At 42.1% G+C, this 3,066-nt stretch carries 3 protein-coding genes; all 3 read left to right on the top strand.

Annotated elements, in window-relative coordinates; translation table 11 throughout:
• Positions 1-29 precede the first annotated feature (29 nt).
• A complete protein-coding gene (locus AACY61_RS11305; RefSeq protein ID WP_228251323.1) occupies positions 30-1,064 on the top strand; it encodes a methionine synthase in 1,035 nt (344 codons plus the stop codon).
• 60 nt (positions 1,065-1,124) lie between these two features.
• Positions 1,125-2,117, top strand: coding sequence for a bile acid:sodium symporter family protein (locus AACY61_RS11300; RefSeq protein WP_228251324.1), 993 nt, complete (start codon positions 1,125-1,127; stop codon positions 2,115-2,117).
• A 140-nt stretch (positions 2,118-2,257) separates the two neighbouring features.
• The coding region (locus tag AACY61_RS11295) for an alkene reductase (RefSeq protein WP_339611690.1) at positions 2,258-3,066 on the top strand (809 nt) is incomplete at its 3' end.

Here is a 3,066-nt window from a genome sequence, read left to right as displayed (position 1 = left end):
TAACAAATACAACTCATTAAAATTATTTTATGACAAAGAAAAGATTATTGCCAACCTCGACAGTTGGAAGTTTACCCAAGCCTGCGTGGCTTGCACCGCCCGAAAAACTTTGGTCACCCTGGAAATTAGAGGGCGATGGGCTTATTGAAGGGAAACAAGATGCTTTACTCATTTCATTGCAGGAACAACAACTGGCAGGGCTAGATATCATTTGTGATGGAGAGCAAACCCGTCAACATTTTGTAACCACATTTATCGAGCATTTAAGTGGTGTAGATTTTGAGAATCGTAAAATCGTAAAAATCCGTGACCGATATGAGGCGAGTGTTCCTGTTGTTGTAAATGAGGTTGCGCGTCAAAAAGCAGTTTTTGTTGATGATGCCAAATTTTTACGCAAACAGACAAACAAGCCTATAAAATGGGCATTGCCCGGACCTATGACTATGGTAGATACCTTGTATGATAACCATTACAAAAGTCGGGAAAAATTGGCCTGGGAATTTGCGAAAGCACTTAACGAAGAAGCAAGGGAACTGCAAGAGGCAGGGGTAGCTATTATCCAGTTTGATGAGCCTGCATTTAATGTGTTCTTTGATGAAGTGAACGATTGGGGAATGGCAACATTGGAAAGAGCTATAGAAGGTTTACACTGCCAAACTGCGGTACATATTTGCTATGGCTATGGAATAAAAGCTAATAATGATTGGAAAAAGACCTTGGGTTCGGAATGGCGTCAATACGAAGAAATTTTCCCTAAAATTCAAACGTCAAATATAGATATAGTTTCTTTAGAATGTCAAAACTCACGGGTACCTCTTAATTTAATGGAACTCATTCGTGGCAAAAAGGTGATGGTTGGTGCAATTGATGTGGCAACTGGTGCTATCGAAACACCTGAAGAAGTGGCTGACACACTCCGTAAAGCTCTTGAATTTGTTGATATCGAAAACCTTTATCCCTGTACAAACTGTGGCATGGCCCCTCTATCCAGAAACGTAGCCAGAGGGAAGTTAAGTGCCTTGAGTGCAGGAACTGAAATTATACGCAAAGAACTCGGGATTTAGTTCTAAATGTATGAATTGATAAACAATTTAGGGCCAACCAAAAAATATAGAAAGGTCACATTGAAGAAGTTATTAGCAGTATTAAGTAAAGCAGGTTTCGACGGTTTCCTGTTAATGATAGGCACCATGATTCTGCTGGCCTATTTTTTGCCGCAGCCCGGACTGGTCAAAGAACCTGTTTCGCTGGAGGAGATTGCCAATATAGGCGTGTCGTTTATTTTCTTGTTTTATGGTGTACGCCTGAGTTTGGAGAAACTAAAAAACGGGCTGGCCAACTGGAAAATGCATATAGTAGTGCAATTGACAACCTTTTTGTTTTTTCCGCTTATGGTTTTAGCATCCCGCCCTTTGTTCGCGGGCACTGATTTCGAGCTGCTTTGGTCAGGTATATTTTTTTTGGCGGCTTTACCCTCTACAGTTTCCTCTTCCGTAGTGATGGTTTCCATCGCCCGGGGTAACATTCCTGCAGCGATATTTAATGCCAGTATTTCAAGTTTGATAGGAGTATTGGTCACCCCGCTATGGGTTGGGCTGTTTATCGCTTCTGCTACAGGCGATTTCGATGTTAGGGAGATCATCATAAAGTTGTTTCTTCAAGTCTTATTGCCAGTTATCATAGGCATCAGCTTTAACTCCCGTTTTGGCGCCATTGCCGAAAAATATAAGAAACAGCTCAAAAGGTTCGATCAGGCAATCATCCTTACCATCATTTATAGCTCGTTTTGTAAGTCATTTTCCGAACATCTGTTTGAAGGTTTCACCGCCCTCGAACTTGCTGGACTCGCTGCAGGGATGCTGACCTTATTTTTTACGGTATTTCTTTGTGTTGGGTTAATCAGTAGATTATTTGGTTTTTCCGTTGAAGATCGTATTACTGTATTATTTTGTGGGTCTAAAAAATCATTGGTGCATGGTACGGTAATGTCAAAGGTGCTCTTTCAGCACAGCACCATCACCGGTATTGTATTGTTACCACTTATGCTTTATCATGCCTTGCAATTGATTGCTGCCAGCATCATCGCTCAGCGTTTGGCCAGACGAAAAGAAGTATAATTTTTTAAAAATATCTCAACACATGGCGCTGATGATATGTATCAACACCAAGTCCGGCCATCGGTCAAAAAAGTGAATTTGTAAATAAGGTTTAACTGCCGGAGTTTGGGCAACGATAACCATTTAAAAAAAATAACGGTATGAAACTTTTAGAAAAAGCACAGTTAGGCGATGTTATCCTAAAAAATAGAATGGCCATGGCAGCGATGACCAGAGGCCGTACCGACATAAATGGCTTAGTGGGGGATATGACCATAGAATACTATACCCAAAGGGCAGGCGCAGGTTTGCTGTTTACCGAAGCCATCAGGATCAGTGAAGAAGCTACCGGAAGCCCATTCACTCCGGGTATTTTTACGGATAAACAAATAGAAGCATGGAAGAAGGTAACAACTAAAGTACACGATAAAGACGGTGTTATTATAGCGCAGCTCTGGCACACCGGCCGCATGGGACATTCGATAGATAGAAACGGCAAGCTTCCTTTGGCACCATCACCCTTGCCTATCCGGGGAATGCAGCACTTTACCTCTCAGGGCAAAAAAGATTACGAGATGCCTCAGGAAATGGCAATCCCGGAAATCGAACGTACTATAAAGGATTTTGGACAAGCCGCAAAAAACGCTATGGCCGCAGGTTTTGATGGTGTGCAACTTCACGCTGCTAACGGCTATCTACCCAGCCAGTTCTTAGCTGAAAGTGCGAACCAAAGGGCGGATACCTACGGCGGCAGTATCCCTAACAATTCCCGATTTGTACTGGAGGTGATGCAGGAAATAATTAGTGCGGTAGGAGGCGAAAAGGTGGGAATGAAAATTTCTCCATTCAATCCATACGGTGAGATAAAACTAGATAATCCTGTCGACACTTATATGTACTTAATTGAAGAACTCAATAAGCTAGATTTTTCTTACGTTGAACTTATGAGGCAGAGTCCGAATTCCGCTTC

Origin of the sequence: uncultured Planktosalinus sp. (assembly GCF_963973675.1) — a bacterium.
Classification (GTDB): Bacteria; Bacteroidota; Bacteroidia; order Flavobacteriales; family Flavobacteriaceae; genus Planktosalinus.
The sequence above is the reverse complement of the archived record's forward strand: the minus strand, read 5'-3'. Positions and strand labels throughout refer to the sequence as shown.

Excerpts from the sequence above, each read along its gene's own strand:
- AACY61_RS11305 (WP_228251323.1), top strand. The coding sequence starts at position 30 with ATGACAAAGAAAAGATTATTGCCAACCTCGACAGTTGGAAGTTTACCC.